The organism is Paenibacillus tyrphae (genome assembly GCF_027925525.1).
In the GTDB taxonomy this organism is placed as follows: domain Bacteria; phylum Bacillota; class Bacilli; order Paenibacillales; family NBRC-103111; genus Paenibacillus_G; species Paenibacillus_G tyrfis_B.
The window spans coordinates 224,320-240,753 of the sequence record NZ_BSDJ01000010.1; the positions used below are offsets into that span (position 1 = coordinate 224,320).

Annotated in this window: 15 protein-coding genes; 10 read left to right on the forward strand and 5 right to left on the reverse strand. The window is 54.5% G+C overall.

The window, feature by feature from the left end; translation table 11 throughout:
- Positions 1–36: 36 nt before the first annotated feature.
- The 3 genes from motB to QMG93_RS14530 form a co-directional block, all read right to left on the reverse strand.
- On the reverse strand, positions 37–870 hold the full coding sequence (gene motB, locus QMG93_RS14520) for a flagellar motor protein MotB (protein ID WP_281937570.1): 834 nt from the start codon (positions 868–870) through the stop codon (positions 37–39).
- Positions 863–1,654 (reverse strand): flagellar motor stator protein MotA, encoded by a 792-nt coding sequence (gene motA, locus QMG93_RS14525; RefSeq protein ID WP_281937573.1) that lies wholly within the window; start codon positions 1,652–1,654, stop codon positions 863–865. Before motA ends, motB begins: the two co-directional genes overlap by 8 nt.
- Before the next feature lie 209 nt (positions 1,655–1,863).
- Positions 1,864–3,243, reverse strand: a complete 1,380-nt coding sequence (locus QMG93_RS14530; RefSeq protein ID WP_281937575.1) for an MFS transporter — start codon at positions 3,241–3,243, stop codon at positions 1,864–1,866.
- Between the two features lie 191 nt (positions 3,244–3,434).
- Here QMG93_RS14530 and QMG93_RS14535 point away from each other — a divergent pair, with 191 nt between their 5' ends.
- Genes QMG93_RS14535 through QMG93_RS14545 form a run of 3 tightly spaced genes read left to right on the forward strand, consistent with a single transcriptional unit; the run spans position 3,435 to position 5,087 of the window.
- Positions 3,435–3,905, forward strand: a complete 471-nt coding sequence (locus QMG93_RS14535) for a MarR family winged helix-turn-helix transcriptional regulator (protein WP_281937578.1) — start codon at positions 3,435–3,437, stop codon at positions 3,903–3,905.
- A gap of 22 nt (positions 3,906–3,927) precedes the next feature.
- Entirely contained in the window at positions 3,928–4,359 is a 432-nt protein-coding gene (locus QMG93_RS14540; RefSeq protein ID WP_281937580.1) for an immunity 22 family protein, read from the forward strand.
- Positions 4,360–4,373: 14 nt separating this feature from the next.
- Positions 4,374–5,087, forward strand: a complete 714-nt coding sequence (locus tag QMG93_RS14545; RefSeq protein WP_281937582.1) for a DUF1963 domain-containing protein — start codon at positions 4,374–4,376, stop codon at positions 5,085–5,087.
- A gap of 76 nt (positions 5,088–5,163) precedes the next feature.
- Here QMG93_RS14545 and QMG93_RS14550 read toward each other — a convergent pair whose 3' ends face one another.
- Complete coding sequence (locus QMG93_RS14550) at positions 5,164–5,511, reverse strand: helix-turn-helix domain-containing protein (RefSeq protein ID WP_281937584.1); 348 nt, start codon at positions 5,509–5,511, stop codon at positions 5,164–5,166.
- Between the two features lie 249 nt (positions 5,512–5,760).
- Between QMG93_RS14550 and QMG93_RS14555 the strand changes: the two genes are divergently transcribed.
- From QMG93_RS14555 to QMG93_RS14565, 3 genes are all read left to right on the forward strand, one after another.
- Positions 5,761–6,165: a hypothetical protein gene (locus QMG93_RS14555; RefSeq protein WP_281937585.1), complete on the forward strand. Its 405-nt coding sequence runs from the start codon at positions 5,761–5,763 to the stop codon at positions 6,163–6,165.
- Between the two features lie 179 nt (positions 6,166–6,344).
- Positions 6,345–8,162, forward strand: coding sequence for a sensor histidine kinase (locus QMG93_RS14560; RefSeq protein WP_281937588.1), 1,818 nt, complete (start codon positions 6,345–6,347; stop codon positions 8,160–8,162).
- Positions 8,155–9,741 carry a response regulator transcription factor gene (locus tag QMG93_RS14565; RefSeq protein ID WP_281937589.1) on the forward strand — a complete coding sequence of 529 codons (1,587 nt, stop codon included), beginning with the start codon at positions 8,155–8,157 and terminating at the stop codon, positions 9,739–9,741. Before QMG93_RS14560 ends, QMG93_RS14565 begins: the two co-directional genes overlap by 8 nt.
- 53 nt (positions 9,742–9,794) lie before the next feature.
- Here the strand turns inward: QMG93_RS14565 and QMG93_RS14570 are convergent, their stop codons facing one another.
- The gene (locus QMG93_RS14570) at positions 9,795–10,637 is read right to left on the reverse strand and encodes a LysR family transcriptional regulator (RefSeq protein WP_281937591.1); all 843 of its coding nucleotides are present in this window, start codon (positions 10,635–10,637) and stop codon (positions 9,795–9,797) included.
- Between the two features lie 183 nt (positions 10,638–10,820).
- Between QMG93_RS14570 and QMG93_RS14575 the strand changes: the two genes are divergently transcribed.
- The 4 genes from QMG93_RS14575 to QMG93_RS14590 all read left to right on the forward strand — a co-directional run bounded on the left by QMG93_RS14575 (position 10,821) and on the right by QMG93_RS14590 (position 16,379).
- Complete coding sequence (locus QMG93_RS14575) at positions 10,821–11,990, forward strand: MFS transporter (protein WP_281937593.1); 1,170 nt, start codon at positions 10,821–10,823, stop codon at positions 11,988–11,990.
- A 464-nt stretch (positions 11,991–12,454) separates the two neighbouring features.
- Positions 12,455–13,513 carry an ABC transporter substrate-binding protein gene (locus QMG93_RS14580; protein ID WP_281937596.1) on the forward strand — a complete coding sequence of 353 codons (1,059 nt, stop codon included), beginning with the start codon at positions 12,455–12,457 and terminating at the stop codon, positions 13,511–13,513.
- A gap of 84 nt (positions 13,514–13,597) precedes the next feature.
- Complete coding sequence (locus QMG93_RS14585; RefSeq protein ID WP_281937597.1) at positions 13,598–14,698, forward strand: ABC transporter ATP-binding protein; 1,101 nt, start codon at positions 13,598–13,600, stop codon at positions 14,696–14,698.
- Complete coding sequence (locus QMG93_RS14590; RefSeq protein ID WP_281937599.1) at positions 14,685–16,379, forward strand: ABC transporter permease; 1,695 nt, start codon at positions 14,685–14,687, stop codon at positions 16,377–16,379. Before QMG93_RS14585 ends, QMG93_RS14590 begins: the two co-directional genes overlap by 14 nt.
- Positions 16,380–16,434: the final 55 nt, after the last annotated feature.

Genomic DNA, 16,434 nt, shown 5'->3' on the forward strand with positions numbered 1-16,434 from the left:
TCTCTTTTCAACTGGGCTGCGGCGATAGCGTAGTGGCTACGGCTGTTTCGCAGCAGCGTCAATCATTTGCGGCGGCTTCACGCTGCGCAGAATGCTGACTTCGACGCGGCGGTTTTTCGCACGGCCGGCTTCGGAATCGTTCGTATCGATCGGATGATACTCGCCGTATCCGATAGAGCGGAAGCGCTCCGGACCGATTTTATCGTTTTCGAGCAAAATTTTCATGAAATTTAAAGCACGCTTGGCGCTTAAATCCCAGTTGGTTTCGAATGCCGCGGTTCGAATCGGCACGTTATCCGTATGGCCGGCGACCTCGATCCGATAATCCGGATATTGGGCGAGCATCTCGGAGATCGTGCCCGCAAGCTGCTTCGCCTCCGGCTTGACCGTAGCTGATCCGGACGAGAACAAGGCGTTGTCGCGAATCGTGAGCATCAGGAGATCTTCGGTCAGCTTCGTTTCCAATTGGGTGGACAATTGGTTTTCGGCTATGTACTTGTCCAATTTTTCTTTCAGCTGCTGGAGGTCAACCTGTTCCTTCGCCATTTGGCTGTTAAGCTGTTCCTGCTGCTTCTGCTGTTGTCCCGAAGTGTTCGGCGTCGCCGGATTAGTCGGCTGATCGTACTTCTTTTGGTCAATATTCGGCTCGGTCGTCAGCGGAATGAGATTCGAGAAGTTGAATTGTCCTATCCCGCCGGTAAAGGCGGAGTTGAACGATTGCATGATGGTCTGGTATTTCTTCTGGTCCGTCTGGCTGGCGGCGAACAAAATAATGAACAGCGCAAGCAGCAGCGTCAGCAGGTCGGCGTAAGGAATCAGCCACGATTCGTCAACGTGTTCTTCGTGATGCTCTTGTCGTTTTTTACTCATCCGTTTTCACCGCATCGTCGTTATTTTTTTCCCGCTGGGACGTCGGAATGAAGACCATAAGCTTCTGTTGGACGGCAGTTGCGGAAATGCCGGTCTGAATGGAAAGGAGTCCTTCCACCATCATTAGACGCAGCTCCACTTCTTTCTTCGACTTTTGCTTCAGCTTATTTGCGATCGGATGCCATAACACGTACCCCGAAAAGATGCCAAGCAGCGTAGCGACGAAGGCGGCGGAGATCAAATGTCCGAGCGCCTCGATTTCGCTCAAGTTGCTGAGTGCCGCGATCAAACCGACAACCGCCCCGAGAACGCCGAGGGTCGGTGCGTAGGTACCGGCTTGCGTAAAAATTTGCGCGCCCGTCCGATGCCGCTCCTGCATCGTATGTATATCTTCCATTAATACGTCGTGAACGAACTCCTGATCGTTTCCGTCGATGATCATCCGCATCCCGTTACGCAAGAACGGATCGGGGATTTCCTCCACCTTGCTTTCCATAGCCAGCAAGCCTTCGCGGCGGGTAATCGCAACCCAGTCCGTGAACATGTCGATCAGTTCCATCTTCGAGATCGTCTTTTGCTCGGTAAACACAATTTTCATTAATTTCGGAAACAATTTCATCTCTTCCAGGGAAAACCCGATAAAGAGCGCTGCTGCCGTTCCGACGAAAATGATGAGGATCGCCGCCGGATTGACTAGTGCGGACAGGCTTGCCCCCTTTAATACCATGCCCACCCCCACTGCGATAATTGCGAGAATAATGCCGATGATTGTTGATTTTTCCACGCGAGGAACACCTTCCGCTTCTGTTTATTCAGGCATGATATGCCAATTAGATGAGCAGTTCACTAGTTCGACATAAAATGACACAAATCCTGCTAAATCGACCTGGCGAAATTTAAATTTTTTTATGACCTGGGAAAAAGAAAGAGCCCCCCGTTTTCAACAAGAGAAAACGAGAGGCTCGCCTGGATATTGAAATAACAGATACGGCTTCATCCGGCGTTCGCGGCTTCTTCGACAGCGGGCAGCGGAACCGTTTTGCGGCTGGCGCGGACGTAGCTTAGGGAGACGAGCAGGGAAACGGCAGCGACCGCAGCCATGACCCAGAAGATGTTCCGGTAAGCGGCTTGCAGCGGAGCGGACGCTTGCCAGACGAGCGAAGCGCCGGTGAGCGCCACGCCGAGCGCGCCGCCGAAAAACTGCGTCAGCTGCGCCATGCCCATCCCGCCGCCGACCTCATGCTTTGCGAGAATGCGCGACATTTCGTTCGAGACGCTCGATCCGATCGCGGACACCGATACGCTCATCAGCATGTACGCTGCGGTGATGGCGTACAAGTACTGCGTGGAGAGCAGCGCAAAAACGAAAGTGGCGGCAAGCAGCGTCGCATGTCCGGCCAGGATGACCGGAGAATTTCCCACCCGGTCGATCAAGCGGCCGATCCGGGGCGAGAGCAGCGCGGTCAGAATCGCCCCGGGGAAAATCAGAAATCCGGTGATGGCGGGGCTCTGTCCGTACAGGCGGATGATCACGAGAGGCATGAGAAACAACGTGGCAAAATGAAGCACGTAAGCCACAAATCCCATCACCGTCAGGTTCATGTATGGCCGGTTGCGCAGCAGCGAGGGCTGCAGGAAAGGCTGGTCGACCCGGTGAATTCGAATCCAGAAGGCGGCCAGCGATAGCAGTCCGAGCACCAGAGCCCACCAAGGATGCAGCGTCAGAAAGAGCAGTAGACCGGTAACGCCGACACCAATGAAGAGAGCGCCCCATCCGTCGAATTGAATGCGGGAATACGGCTGCTTGGGCAGATTGCGGTAAAATACAGGGATCGTTAGCAGCACCAAAGCCGTCACGACGAACAGCGAGTTCCAGCTGAAATACTGCGTCATCGCACCCCCGACGATCGGGCCGAGGCCGAAGCCGAACGACGCCGCGGAAATAATGACGGACATCGATTTCCCCCTGCGCTCCAGCGGGATATATCGGGTAACGAGGACGATCCCGAGACCGGGCGCGGATGCCGCTCCGATCGCCTGGAGCAGGCGGGCGGCCAGCACGCCGTAGAAATTGTGCGCCAGCAGGCCGACGACGGAGGCGATGCCGAGGAGCACAAGGCCGATCATCAGCAGCGTCCGAATCGGGACGAAGTCGGTCAGGCGGCTGTACGTGATGGACGAAATGGCGAACAGGATCGAGTAGCCGGTCACGATCCACGAAGCGGCTGTCGCGGTCAGCCCGAGATCATGGGCTACGGTCGGCAGCGCGACGTTGAACATGGTCGTGTTCATGACGACCAGCAGGACGGTGAGACCCCAAAGGGGGATAATTAACGATTCTCGAAACGACGGGCTTGCGGCCTCAGGCTTCATAACAAATGGCAGCCTCCTTATGAGAAATGGAAGTGAATACTTTTCTGATAATACTATTCTAGAAATAGTATTTGTGCTAAAATATATATCACACGCCTGGATGTTGTCAACGGGGTCTTTGTTAAATTTTTCTTTTGCCTTAGGTATAGTGTAGTATGGAAAGAAGAGAACGATTTTAAGGTGGGTCGCTTATGCCTTCGAATTCCATGAATACGTTGTGGCACAGCCTTCTGGATATGAACCGCAAGCTGAACCAGACGCTGTGTCTGCTCAGCTCGGCGGAGGAGGTTCCTCCGTCCGCGGTGGCGCTGATCTTCAAGCTGGAGCATAAGGAATCGATGAAAATCAACAAAATTGCCGAGGTTCTGGGCATTACCATCGGCGCAGCCTCCAATCTCATTGATAAGCTGGAAGAAAAGCAATGGGTGGAACGGGTGCGTTCCGAAGAGGACCGACGCATTATGAATGTCCAACTGACGAATCAGGGGAAGGAGCAATTGCTTCGTTGGAGGCAGCAGTTTTCCGAGCACGCGGACGTTATTTTTGCACAGGTGCCCCTGGAGGAGCTGGATCATTTTAGCGAGCGGGTTGTTCGTTTAAGCCAACACTTAAGCGATTACAATCGCCGCTTGGAGAGCGGGCGGTCCCGCAAGGACGGGTAACAGCAGGGAGGGAAAACATCGGATGAAGCATGTCGTGGCGATTTGGGGCGTGAATTGTCGCTCGGAAGAGGAGTTTGCTGCCTTCGTCCGGTTGGAATATACGGAGGATGGGGAGGCTATCCCGTCCGAATTCATGAGCAGCACCGGGTTGTCTTGGATCGATGAGGATTTTATGGAGATTCATTGGCTGCCGGATGAGGAGAGCCGTGAGGTATTCGTGCGATACTTGAAGCAAGATTATGCCTCTGATCCGGACCGGTTTGCGCCGCAGGTTCCGGATTCGCTCGGGGAGAGCATAGCGCCGTATCCTTCGGTGATCGTGCTCTACGGAAACGATTCGCGGTATGGCTCCATTAACGAAGTGTTGTTTTCATTGGCCGAGAGCGGCTCCGAGGTTGGGCAGCAGCCTGTCCCGCTCATCGCGAAAATCGTTTACGAAACGGAAGAGAGATAGCGGGGGAATAAGGAATGAACGATACTGCGGAGTCGATCGAAAAAATTAAAAGCCGACTGAAACGGCCGGCCGTCGTGTTCGAAATCGGCGGCTTTCGCCCGCCGGATGACCCGCTTGCACCTTGGTTCGGCAAGGTAACGGTCGCCGCGCGCGACGAAAGGTGGCCGACGCTTTCGGACGGAACGCCAATGTGGGCTTTGGGCCAAGTGAACTTGTCCGCGCTGGATTGCGTTCCCGAGGCGCTAAAGGATGTTGCGTTTCTCACGATCTTTTTCGGGCCCAAGCATCCGCAGCAGGAAGACCCGAACGGAACGAACTGGCTGATCCGCACCTATGCATCGTTGGAAGAGCTGGCGTCGTTAGAGCAGATGAAGACGAGCTCGCATTTGAAGCCGTTTCCGATGCGGCCGGGCGAGCCGGTCGAAGACTATCCCGTCTGGGATGGGGGAGACATTCCGGAGGACATCTCGGAGTTGATCCTACGGCTGGAAGACGAAGGCAAGATTGAGGGCTATCATGATCTGATTGAGCTGCATGGCGGCTTTAAACTCGGAGGCCACCCTTGCTTTATCCAGCCCGGCACGTCGGTTAGCGAGTCGTTCGAGTTCGTGCTGCAGATCGATTCGACGGAAAAAGGCAACCTCATGTGGGGACATGACTCCGGCTGCGCCTACTTTTTCCGGGACCCGCGAACGAACGAATGGCGCATGACCTGGGACTGTTATTGAGCAGCCGCGGGCTGTAGAAACATACATAAAAATAGCCTGATCCTATGCCATGGAAAGATGGATAGGACAGGCTATTTTATGTCATTTTGGAATGGTTCCATTGTGTTTTATACTTGCGGAGCAGAAGCAGGTTTTCTTTCAAATATTCGGCTTCTTCGTCCGTCAAATTTTCCTTCTCTTCGCCGAAAAAAACAACATTCTTATATTCGTTGGTTGGCACAGCGGCGTTGTTCGTCCGACCAAGCAAGTCATCCAAACTCACTTCAAAATAGTCGGCTAACGTAACGAGCGTTTGGAAATCAGGTTCTCTGGTGCCTTGTTCATAATTGGCTAACTGAGCCCGGGTGAACTGTAACCGATCTGCTAGTTCGTATTGGCTGATTCCCTTTTTGTTTCGCAGTTCCGCTAATCTTTTTCCGAACAAGCAGAGCACCCCCTCGCTTCATTATAGGAAACTGTAAAATTTCAAACCATAAAGGACACAATAAGTTTCCTTATGCTTGACAAACTTGTGGATGATTATGTATATTTTGAATAAATAGACACAAAACGAGTCTTTATTCGGTGTTTATGCATAGAGCTGGAGGGCTTCAAATGAAAATAAAGCGTCCCATTTATTTCAATAATGCTTGAAACGAATTCGCACAATAGGCATGAAAAGTCGCAACAGTTGATGGAACTGGCTTTACTTTTCTTTCAACGTGGATTGTACTGGCAGAGCGTTTTACTTGCCGATGAGGCTTTAAAAACCATGCTTCAAGCAGTGTACATAAAAACAAACGAAACCTTACCCCCACCGCAGCTTTCAGTCGAGAGCCTGATCCAACATGTCCGATCCTATGTTAAGCTTGACTTAGATTCAGAATTGTTTTTAATCAATGTTCATTTATTCTTTTGTTCTGAATATGATCGGTCTGCTTATTTACCAACTATGGAATCGGTCTCGAAGGTGCTGGTTAAAGCCGAGGCTATTTTGTATCGCATGTCGTTAATGACAGCAGAAGAGTGTGAGGGCGGATATCGCTTTGTTTTTCAACTTCCATGCCTGCCCTTGCCGCATATCGAGAGCTCTCCCTAAAAGTCTCTCTTCTACGTCAGACCTCTAGCCTCGCAACCGCAGATTTAGCCTATTGTATAGTGACTGCATCCCCGCCATCCCCTGCCACCCTCCATTTTCCAGTAGGCCTTAGGGCTAGTAACCGGTTTCAACTTGTGCCATAATTACTAGCAAACGATTGTTCGGGGGGCCTGGGGGACATGGCGAACTGGATACACAAACTTAAGAACAACCTGCTGGGCACCAGCCTGCAAACCAAGCTGCTATTGGCGGTATTGCCGCTTGCCATTATTCCGCTCGCTGTATTGGGAACGTTTTCATATAACAAATCGGCGCAGGTCGTACAGCAGCAAGTATGCCAGACCATTCTGGAAAGCTTGTCGCAGGTGAATTACAGTCTGGACTATTTTGTAAAAGATATCGAGCAGCTCACGATGTACATCTACAGCAGCCGCGACATTCAGGACGTGCTGTCCAAGCCGGCGGACCGGCCGCTTGCGGAGAAGCACCGGGACAAGCAGCGGGTGGGCGAGGTGCTGGACACGTTTCTTGGCTTCAAGAACTGGGACATTTCCATTTATTTGCTCGGGGAAAACGGGGACCGTTATTTCACCGGCGATCTACTGCCTGGGGCCTATGACGATTACAACGCTTCCTGGGGGCTTTTTCGGAAAATGAGGCTTGCGGGCGGCAACGTCGTCTGGGATACGCATTACAGCATGAAGAAGACGGACGATTTCGGCATCGTGCTCAGCAGCGGCCGGCTTCTGAAGCGCATCGATACGAACGCGCCGCTGGGCTATCTGGTCGTGGACATGATGGAAAATGCGCTTGCGGACAAGTACAAAAAAGCCCATTTGCAGCCGGGCGGACAGATGCTGCTGTTGGACCGCAACGGCTATATCATCTCCAGCACGCCGTCCAAGCACAAGGTCGGGACGAAGCTGGAGGAGCCGTTTGTGGACCGGGTGCTGGCGGGCGGCAAAGGCTTCTTCGAGCAGGCCGGCGAAGGGACGCCGCCCGTCATGGTCGTGTACGATACGTCGGAGGTAACCGGCTTCAAGCTGGTAAACGTGCTGCCGGTAGCGGCGTTGACGCGGGAGAGCAGCAGCATCCGCAATCTGACCCTGCTTGTCATTGCCGTCGGCGCAGCCGTTTCGTGCGTGCTGGCTTACCTGCTGTCCGTGAACATCACCCATCCGCTGCGCAAGCTGAAATCGCTGATGCGTACGGTAGAAACGGGCAATCTGGACGTCGCCTTTCCGACGAAGTACAAGGATGAGGTCGGGCAGCTTGGCCGCAGCTTCAATGCGATGGTGCAGCGCATCAAGCAACTGATCGACGAAGTGTACAAAAAGCAGCTCATGCTCCAGGAAGCGGAGATCCGGGCGATTCAGGCGCAGTTCAATCCGCATTTTCTGTACAATGCGCTCGATTCCATCAACTGGATGGCCCGCATTCATAAGCTCGATCACATCAGCCGGACGGTCGTCTCGCTCGGCGAGCTGCTCCGGTTCAGCATCCGCAAAGGGCAGGCGCTGATTCCCGTGCGCGAGGATATGCAGCAAATCCGTAATTTTCTTACGATCCAGCAGATGCGCTACGGGGACAAGCTGGAGGTGCATATCGAGCTGGACGAGGAGGTCGAGCGGCTCTACACGCTGAAGCTGATGCTGCAGCCGATTGTGGAAAATGCGATCACGCACGGGCTCGAGATGAAGCGGGGACCGGGGCACCTCTGGATTACCGGCAAGATATTGGGGGAGCAGGTCCGTTTTGAAGTGCGCGACGACGGCGTCGGCATCCCGCAGGAGAAGCTCGAACGCATCACATCAGGACAGTTTGTGTCGGCTGACGAGCGGAAGACCGGGATCGGCTTGGAAAATGTAAAAAAGCGGCTGCAGCTCTATTTCGGAGATCGCTATGTACTAAGGCTTAGCAGCCAGCCGCAGCAGGGAACGATAACGACGATCGAGATTCCGATCATTCGGACGCCGGGGGAGGATACGCATGTATAAGGTGCTCATCGTGGAAGACGAATGGCTCGTTCGGGAAGGGCTTAAGCATACGATCGACTGGGAAGACGTCGGCTGCCGCATCATGGGCGAAGCGTCCGACGGCGAAATGGCGCTCCGGCTAATGGAGGAGGAGACACCGGATATCGTGCTGACGGATATCCGGATGCCGGAGATGGACGGCATTCAGCTCGCCAAGGAAATTGCGTCTCGGTATCCGGGAATGAAGGTCGTCTTTTTGACCGGCTTTGACGAATTTGCGTACGCACAGCAGGCGCTCAAGCTGGGAGCCGCGGACTACGTGCTGAAGCCGACGAATCCGGACGAACTGACGCAGCTGATGGGACGCATGGCGGCCAAGCTGGACGAAGAGCGGCGGCGGCGGACGGAGCGGGAACGCATGGAGCACAAGCTGGCGTTCGGCCAGCCGCTGATCGTCGAGAAGATGCTGTATGACTTGATGCTGGACCATGCGGGAGCGATGGAGCAGGAGCTGTTTCTGGAATATGCGGCCGAGCAAGGGGAGGTATTGGACGCGTTCCGCATTGCCCTGCTCTATGCGGAGCCGTCTCCGGGGGAATCCGTACCCCCAGGCGAGCTGTACCGGAGCGTCGCGGCCTGGAGCTCCGGGTTGTCGGCATATCCGCTCGTGCGCATGAACGACGCCAAATATGCGCTGCTGCTGGACCGGGAGACGGAGCGCGCGGAGCTGCACCGGCTGCTGGACTTGGCCCGTTTCAGCGTGTCGCAAGCGACGCAGCGGCAGCTGGTGCTTGGGGTCAGCGGGCGCCACAACCGGCTGGATCAGATTCCGGCCGCGTTCCAGCAAGCGACGCACGCCTTGGTGACGTCGTTCTTCTGGGGCGGGGAACGGATCGCCTGGTTTGAGGATACGGACCGGCTTGCGGCGGAGGTGCCGGCGCTGCCCGGCTTGACGGAGGAACTGATCGAGGCGGTCAAGTGGGGAACGGAAGCGTCCATCCGGGCGAAAAGCCAGGCTTGCTTCACATGGATCGTGCAGCACCCGACGAACGAGCTGGAGGCGAGAAAGGCGTTTTTCGGCTGGATCGTATCGCTCTACACCATGCTGCTTCACGAGGACGAGCTGCGGCTCATCGTGCAGGATTCCGCCCTTTTGTTGACCTCTCTGGAACGGACCGTCCGGCTGGAAGACGGGCTGGAGCGGCTGAACGGGATGCTGCTTTCTTGGAGCGTACGCTATCAGGAACAAACGAAGCCGCAGTCAAGGAGCGGGTTCGAGGAGATCGAGGACTACATCGGGCGGCATTATGCCGAAGACATCACGCTCCAGAGCATTGCGGAGCGCTGCAATATGAGCGAAAGCTACTTTAGCCGCTTGTTTAAGAAGCAGGTCGGCACGAGCTTCGTCGATTATTTGACCGGATTGCGGATGCGCCGGGCGAAGGAGCTGCTCACGAACCCGCGGCTGAAAATATACGAGGTCGGGCTTCAGGTGGGCTATCAGGACTCGCGTTATTTCAGCCAAATTTTCCGCAAATATACCGGGGAGACGCCGACGGAATTCCGCAAGCGGCTCGGGATCCCGAACGTTCCAATTTAAGTGTTTAGCTTGGCAGCGTGAGGCCGCCGGACGCCCATGTCCCGGTAGCCTCGTTAATCTGCCGATAACAAAAAGCCGGATAGCTGCGTTCCAAGCTTGCCGCTCTTCGCGGCTAAAGAGACGGATCTTTTAAAATCCGCAATCGGCAGAGCAAAAAGGTTAAGATGGCCTATGTTCATGGCTACGATTTCAGGCACAATCGCAAATCCCATGCCGGCCATGACATAGCCAAATATAAAATCTCCGAAGGATACTTCATTCACGATATGGGGCTTGTGCCCAAGCGCCTCCATTTGCCCATGAATATGGCTCCGCGTATCGCATGGAGCTTGATGGACAATGAGCGGCTCCCCGCACAGATCGGAAAGGGTCACGGTTGTTTTCGAACGAAAACGATGGTCTACCGAAAATACCGCATAATAACATTCCGTAAACAATTTGCAGTGCCACACCGAATCGTCGGTATACAAGCTATCCACCAACACGGAATCAAGTCTTCCTTCCTTCAACGATTGTAAAAGGTCCCCGGATGTGTTTTGAATCATTAACGTATGAGAGCGTTGCAAGGCTTTTATTCTTGAAGGCAGGTAATAAGTAGCCAGACTGGGAAGGCTTCCTAGTGCCAAGTGATCCGTTTGCCGATATTGTCGCAGTTCCCGGCGAATTGAAGCCAGATCGGAAATGACCGGAACAATTCTCGTATAGAAACGTTCGCCCGCTTCGGTAAGCTCGATCCCGCCGGACGTTCGATAGAACAAGGTCACATCCAGATCATGCTCCAGATTCCGAATGTGCTTGCTTAAGGCCGGTTGCGTAAGATTGAGCTCTTTTGACGCCTTGGAAAAGCTTTTGAGCTTGGCGGCTTCGGCAAAGCTATGCAGCCACTCCGTATTCATCGATCTCTCCTCCTCCATAACGATACGTTATATCCCTATAGCATAACGATTATTCTTCATGCCTTGAAGGTATGGTACCTTTTATAGTGATCCGATCTTCTTGATCATAACATAACGTTATAGGGTTCGGTCTACGGCAATCCAATCCACATAACGGATCGGTGCTATAAAAGGAGGATAACGATGAACAAGGTTTTGCTTCTTACCATAGGCATGTTTGCTCTTGGTTTTGACGCTTACGTGGTCGCAGGCTTGCTGCCCGATATCGGCGCGGCCTTTAACAAAAGCGATTCACAAGCAGGACAAGTCGTGAGCGCATTTACTTTATGCTACGCGCTGGCCGCTCCCGTCTTTGCGACGTTGTTGGCGGGAAAATCCATTCGAAAGAGTTTAATTTTTGCGCTTGCCGTATTCTCTGTCGGCAATGGAGCCAGCGCTCTCGCTCCTAATTTTTCGCTGCTGCTTATCGCACGGGCCGTGGCAGGGATCGGCGCCGGTCTGTTTTCCCCTTTGGCTTCGGTTGCGGCGGCCTCTCTGGTTTCCGCGCAAAAACGCGGCCGGGCGCTCGGGATGATCCTGGGAGGAATGAGTACAGGAACGGTTATAGGCGTTCCCATCGGGTTATTCGCTGCCGGGAAAATAGGATGGCAGGGAACGCTTTGGCTCATTACGGTCATTGGTCTTGGCGCCATGGTGGGGATTCTATTGTTTTTTCCGAACTTTTTGGCTGCGGCTCCGCCGTCTCTGCGCCAGCGCGCGGCGATGCTGACCGATAAAAAGGTATTGGCGATTGTCGGAATTACCTTTCTGGCCAGTATTGCGAGCTTAGGTCTTTACACGTATATCTCTTCCGTCTTGTATGAAATCGGTAGGATTGCCAATACCGCTCCCTATCTGTGGGCTTGGGGGATAGGCGGGGTTGCTGGAAGCTTTACCATAGGATTTCTGATCGACCGAACGGGCCATCCGGCGCGGCTCATGGCTGTGCTCCTGTCCATCTTGGCCTTAGCCATGTTCGGCATCCCCTTCGCGCTTAACATCCCGGCACTGGGCTTTCTGCCATTTCTCTTGTGGGGAGCGTCGGCATGGGCTTCGTTAGCCCCGCAGCAGCATGCCTTGCTGCTTGCACAGCGCGATCACGCTGAAGCGGTTGTCGCCTTAAACAGCTCGGCCAACTATTTAGGGAGCGCCGTAGGCTCATTTGCCGGAGGCGTTGCCCTGTTCGCGGGCTTTCGTCCATCCTTTCTTCCTTTTGCCGCGGGGAGTGTGATCTTGCTGGCCGTTCTCGGCCAATTAAGAATACTCGCGTCCGCACGTGCAACTGCGGCCAAGTCTACCCCTGTGCACCGATAAACCGTCCATATTTATGGACGCAGAGTTTCGAGAAGTGGTCTTTATAAAAATAGAGATGCAGACGGAGGTGGGGTATCCACTGGAGAAGCGATAGCGGCCGCCTTTGTCTTCGGGAAATGTCCGCTACTAAGCGGCTTCTAATCAAATTTCCCGAGGACAAGAGTGGTCGGAAGTGGATACCCCGCCCCTTCGTAACCTCTATCATCCCATTTCTCGACAAGCTTAACCGTCCATACTCATGGACGGTTTTTCTGCCTTCCCACAAAATTAGTGCAAAAAATTAAACAAAGAAGAAATTTCACCGCATTGAGAGCGTTTACTTTAGCGATTATAGTAAATAACAAGAACAAGAAATCCGGCGGGACACATCAAGCGAAGTTGACGAAAGCGCTTTTTTACGAAAGCAAGGTCCCGTTGTCCCGGATTTCAATCCACAATAAATATAAAACGGAGGGGTTCTACAGATGAAAAAAGCGTTCACGGGCATTCTCGCCTCGCTGCTTCTGGTTACGACGCTGGCGGGCTGCGGTACGGAGTCGGCGGCACCGAAAAACACCGCATCAGGAGATACGGGCACGAAAAACGAAGCGAAAAAAGGAGGCAAGCTGACGCTGTACTCGCCTAACGCCGCCGAAGTCAATAACCCGATCATCAAGGAATTCCAAGACCGCACCGGCATCGAGGTGCAGCTGATCTCCGGAGGCACGGGCGACCTGTTGAAGCGGGTGCAGGCGGAAGCGGTTTCCCCGCAGGGCGACGTGTTCTGGGCCGGCGGCGCCGATTCGCTGGAGGCGTACAAGAAATTTTTCGAGCCGTACAAAACGAAAGAAAACGACAATCTGCTGCCGGAGTACATCGACAAAAACGGTGTATGGACGCCGTTCGCCGCGCTGCCGATGGTCATCATGTACAACAAGGAGCTCGTGAAAGCGGGCGAAGAGCCGAAGAGTTGGAACGATCTGCTCGATCCGAAGTGGAAGGGCAAAATCGCTTACGCCGACCCGGCCAAATCCGGTTCGTCGTATACGCAGCTTGTGACGATGCTGACCGCTTTCGGCAAGGATGACAAGGGCTGGGACTTCGTCAAGAAGTTCGTGAAAAACCTGGACGGCAAAGTGCTGTCGGGCTCGGGCCTCGTGTATAAAGGCGTCGCGGACAAAGAGTTCGCCATCGGCATCACCCTGGAGGAAGCGGCGCTTCGCTACGTGGAAGGCGGAGCCAAGGTAGGCATCGTGTATCCGTCCGAAGGCACGTCCGCCGTACCGGACGGCGCGGCGATCATCAAGGGCGCGCCGAACATGGAGCAGGCCAAGCAGTTCATCGATTTCCTCGTCGGCAAAGACGTGCAGTCCCTGATTCAAAAAGAATTCAAGCGCCGCTCCGTCCGCAAAGACGCCGAAGCGATCCAAGGCATCGTCCAAACGAAGGACATCAAGCTGGTGAACTATGACTTCGACTTCGCCGCGAGCAAGAAGGACGACAATATCAAACACTTCTCCAAAATTATAACCGGCGCGGAATAACGCAGTCCGCCCAGGTTCCACGGGTGCCTTTGACGATCGTCCGACGAGGCGCCCTTTTTTTCCAAAGAAACGGAGGCTCGATCCATGCAAAAGATCGTATTTGACCATGTCACCAAATATTTCGGCACGCACAAAGCGGTCAACGACGCTCATTTTACGATAAACGAAGGCGAGTTTTTCACCCTGCTCGGCCCGAGCGGCTGCGGCAAAACGACGCTGCTGCGCACGATCGCCGGCTTTTATCGCCAGGAAGAAGGCGGCATTTACTTCGGAGACAAGCTGATCAACGACGTGCCGACCCATCAGCGCAATATCGGGATGGTGTTCCAAAACTACGCGATTTTCCCGCACATGACCGTGTTCGAGAACGTGTGCTACGGGCTCAAGGCGCGCAGCGTCCCGAAAAAGGAAATGGAGCAGCGTGCGATGGAAGCGCTTGAAATGGTACAGCTGACGCATCTGCGCGACCGCGTGCCATCGGATATGAGTGGCGGGCAGCAGCAGCGGATCGCGCTCGCCCGCGCGATAGTCATTCGTCCGGGGCTGCTGCTCATGGACGAGCCGCTGTCCAACCTGGACGCCAAGCTCCGGGTCAAGATGCGCTCCGACATCCGTCGGCTGCAAAAAGAGCTGAACATCACGACCATCTACGTGACCCACGATCAGGAAGAGGCGCTGGCCGTCTCCGACCGGATCGCCGTCATGAGCGAGGGCGTGATCCAGCAGATCGCTTCTCCCGAAGACATTTATTCGTATCCCGCGAACAAGTTCGTGTCCAATTTTATCGGCACCTCGAATTTTATCGAAGGCCACTGCTCCGGCTATAACGAGGCGGCGCAGGAAGCGAGCCTGCGGCTGCTGGAGACGCAGTGGAGCCAGAAGCTGTCGAGACCGTACGAGGGAAAAGTATTGTTCTCGCTTCGTCCTGAACGGATTAGGCTGCACGGCGAAGAGCCGGGAGAACGGCTGGTCCGGGGCACGATCGACAGCGTGACGTTTCTGGGCGAGAAGGTCAGCTATGCGGTCCGGCTTTCCGACGACTCCGTCATCGAAATTCAGGAGCATGCGATCGAGCCGCACCGGATGAGAAAAGTGCATCAAACCGTGTACGTCGATCTGCAGCTCGACAAGGCGACCTTATTCGACGAATCGGGCAAGGAGGTTCTGTACCGTGCAGCCTACTAATGCCGCCCCGGCGCTGCGGCCCAATCCGTTCAAACGCCTGCTTCAGCCCAAACAGTGGGATTTCTGGACTTGGGTAACGGTGATCGTGTACGTATTCCTGCTGGCGTTCATTTTGTACCCGCTCGTGTCGTTGTTTTGGAACAGCTTTTTCAATGACAAAGGGGATTTTTCTCTAGAAAATTATGGTAATTTCTTGAAACTAAAATATTACTACGGCTCGCTATGGAATAGCTTGAAGGTGTCGGCACTGGCGACGGTGTTCGCGATTCTCGTCGGGGTTCCGCTTGCGTACGTGACGGCCCGATACAACGTCAAATTTAAAGGTCTGATCCAAATTCTCGTCATCATGTCGCTGCTGTCCCCGCCGTTCATCGGCGCTTATTCCTGGATCTTGATGCTCGGGAACAACGGCTTCATTACCCGGTTTCTGCAGGACATCGGGATTCCGTTCCAGTCGGTGTACGGCTGGAAGGGCATCGTATTCGTGTTTACGCTGCAATTTTACCCGCACATTTACTTGTACGTGTCCGGTGCGCTCAAGACGATCGACACTTCGCTGGAGGAGGCCGCCGAAAGCTTGGGACGCGGCGCGTTCCACCGGCTGATGACCGTGACACTTCCGCTGATTTTCCCGACGCTGTCGGCCGGGGCGCTGATGGTGTTCATGGCTTCGTTCGCCGACTTCGGTACGCCGATGCTGCTGGGCCAAGGGTTCAAGGTGCTGCCGATTCTCGCGTACGAGCAGTTTATCAGCGAAATGGGCGGCAATCCGGCGATGGCGAGCACGCTCAGCGTGATTCTGATCTTCTGCTCGACGGCAATCTTGTTCGTGCAGCGGTATTTCGTCTCGCGCAAAAATTATTCGATGACCGGCATGCGTACGCCGAAGGTGCAGCCGCTGAAGACGCTGCCGAAGTGGCTGCTGACCTTCGGGGCGCTGCTGGTGGCCTGCATTTCGATCATTCCGCAGGCGACGGTTATCGTAACGTCTTTCATTAAAACCAAGGGGCCCGTGTTTCACCCCGGGTTCAGCTTGAACAGCTATAAGGAAATTTTGTACCGGGTGCCGAAGGCGATCGCCCATACGTACAGCTTCTCGCTCATTTCCATCGTCATTATGATCGTGATGGGCATGCTGGTCGCTTACGTGCTCGTCCGCCGCAAATCGAAGATTACCGCAATGCTTGACGGCATCCTGATGATTCCTTATGTCATGCCGGGCACGGTGCTCGGGATCAGCTTGATTATCGCGTTTAACAAGCCGCCGGTCATTTTGACGGGGACGTGGGTCATTCTGGTGATCGCTTATGTGGTCCGCAAGCTGCCGTATACGATCCGCTCCAGCACCGCCATCCTCACGCAGCTCGATAAGAGCGTGGAAGAAGCGTCTATCAGCCTCGGCGTGCCGCCGATGAAGACGTTCTTCAAGACGACGGGACGGATGATGGCGCCCGGCGTCATGTCCGGAGCGATTCTGAGCTGGATTACGACGATCAACGAGCTGAGCTCGACGGTCGTGCTGTACACCGGGGCGACCGCGACCATTTCGGTCACGATCTACAGCGAAGTGTTCACGGCGAATTACGGCACCGGCGCGGCGCTCGCTTCGATCCTGTCCATCAGTACGTTAATCTCGCTGCTGATCGCCAGCAAGCTGAGCAAAAAAGGGCTCCAGCTGTAATGAACGGGTGCCTGAATTCCGAAGGCATGTTCGTGATACAATGGAAGTAAGAAGC

What these genes read in the sequence shown, in the direction of transcription:
- motB (WP_281937570.1), bottom strand. Translation starts at nt 870, where the DNA reads ATGAGTAAAAAACGACAAGAGCATCACGAAGAACACGTTGACGAATCG.
- QMG93_RS14530 (WP_281937575.1), bottom strand. Translation starts at nt 3,243, where the DNA reads ATGAAGCCTGAGGCCGCAAGCCCGTCGTTTCGAGAATCGTTAATTATC.
- QMG93_RS14535 (WP_281937578.1), top strand. Translation starts at nt 3,435, where the DNA reads ATGCCTTCGAATTCCATGAATACGTTGTGGCACAGCCTTCTGGATATG.
- QMG93_RS14540 (WP_281937580.1), top strand. Translation starts at nt 3,928, where the DNA reads ATGAAGCATGTCGTGGCGATTTGGGGCGTGAATTGTCGCTCGGAAGAG.
- QMG93_RS14545 (WP_281937582.1), top strand. Translation starts at nt 4,374, where the DNA reads ATGAACGATACTGCGGAGTCGATCGAAAAAATTAAAAGCCGACTGAAA.
- QMG93_RS14555 (WP_281937585.1), top strand. Translation starts at nt 5,761, where the DNA reads ATGGAACTGGCTTTACTTTTCTTTCAACGTGGATTGTACTGGCAGAGC.
- QMG93_RS14560 (WP_281937588.1), top strand. Translation starts at nt 6,345, where the DNA reads ATGGCGAACTGGATACACAAACTTAAGAACAACCTGCTGGGCACCAGC.
- QMG93_RS14565 (WP_281937589.1), top strand. Translation starts at nt 8,155, where the DNA reads ATGTATAAGGTGCTCATCGTGGAAGACGAATGGCTCGTTCGGGAAGGG.
- QMG93_RS14570 (WP_281937591.1), bottom strand. Translation starts at nt 10,637, where the DNA reads ATGAATACGGAGTGGCTGCATAGCTTTGCCGAAGCCGCCAAGCTCAAA.
- QMG93_RS14575 (WP_281937593.1), top strand. Translation starts at nt 10,821, where the DNA reads ATGAACAAGGTTTTGCTTCTTACCATAGGCATGTTTGCTCTTGGTTTT.
- QMG93_RS14580 (WP_281937596.1), top strand. Translation starts at nt 12,455, where the DNA reads ATGAAAAAAGCGTTCACGGGCATTCTCGCCTCGCTGCTTCTGGTTACG.
- QMG93_RS14585 (WP_281937597.1), top strand. Translation starts at nt 13,598, where the DNA reads ATGCAAAAGATCGTATTTGACCATGTCACCAAATATTTCGGCACGCAC.